This is a genomic window from Collinsella aerofaciens ATCC 25986, from assembly GCF_964239575.1.
GTDB lineage: Bacteria > Actinomycetota > Coriobacteriia > Coriobacteriales > Coriobacteriaceae > Collinsella > Collinsella aerofaciens_BQ.
This window is the reverse complement of the sequence record NZ_CAXSQQ010000067.1, coordinates 1-720: the sequence shown is the minus strand read 5'-3', so window position 1 is coordinate 720 and position 720 is coordinate 1. Positions and strand designations below refer to the sequence as shown.

Sequence of the window (720 nt, the reverse complement as noted above, 5' to 3'; positions counted from 1 at the left end):
TTACGGGCTTTAGCCTGTGCGGGGCGCGCAGCGCGCCGCATCAGAAACCACCCGCTATGCGGGTGGGGCCAAACGGCTTTACAAAGCCGCCCCCTCGCCGGACACTTGCGATTGTTCAGGCCGCAAGGAATCCGAGTCGAGAGGGCGGTGGTGGCGTATGGCCCAGAAGGCCTACAGCCTGTCGCACACGAAGTGGATGTGCAAGTACCACGTCGTGTTCACGCCGAAGTATAGGCGCAAAGTCATCTACAACCAAATAAGGTCCGACCTTGGGGAGATCTTCAGGAAGCTCTGCCAGTACAAGGGGATAGAGATCATCGAGGGACACCTGATGCCCGACCACGTCCACATGCTGTTGGCGATACCGCCGAAGTACAGCGTATCGAGCGTGATGGGCTACCTGAAGGGGAAGAGCTCGCTGATGATATTCGACAAGCACGCGAACATGAAGTACAAGTTCGGCAACAGGAAGTTCTGGGCCGAGGGCTACTACGTGTCCACCGTCGGCCTGAACGAGGCCACCATCGCGAAGTACATCCGGGAGCAGGAGAAGGCCGACATCGCGATCGACCGGCTGAGCGTCAAGGAGTACGAGGACCCCTTCGATAGGGGGCCGGGGCGTAAATAGCGCCGGTTTGACCGGCCCGTCACGGGTCAATCTGCAGTGCGGCCCGAACCCCGTGAGGGCCGGCGCCTTTAGACGCGTGCCGGAAATCCAAG

The 720-nt window shown here is 60.4% G+C and carries 1 protein-coding gene; it reads left to right on the top strand.

Annotation, left to right across the window (positions count from 1 at the left end):
• The first annotated feature begins 157 nt into the window (after positions 1-157).
• A complete protein-coding gene (gene tnpA, locus ACESUZ_RS10115) occupies positions 158-628 on the top strand; it encodes an IS200/IS605 family transposase (RefSeq protein WP_346964807.1) in 471 nt (156 codons plus the stop codon).
• The last annotated feature ends 92 nt before the right edge of the window (positions 629-720 follow it).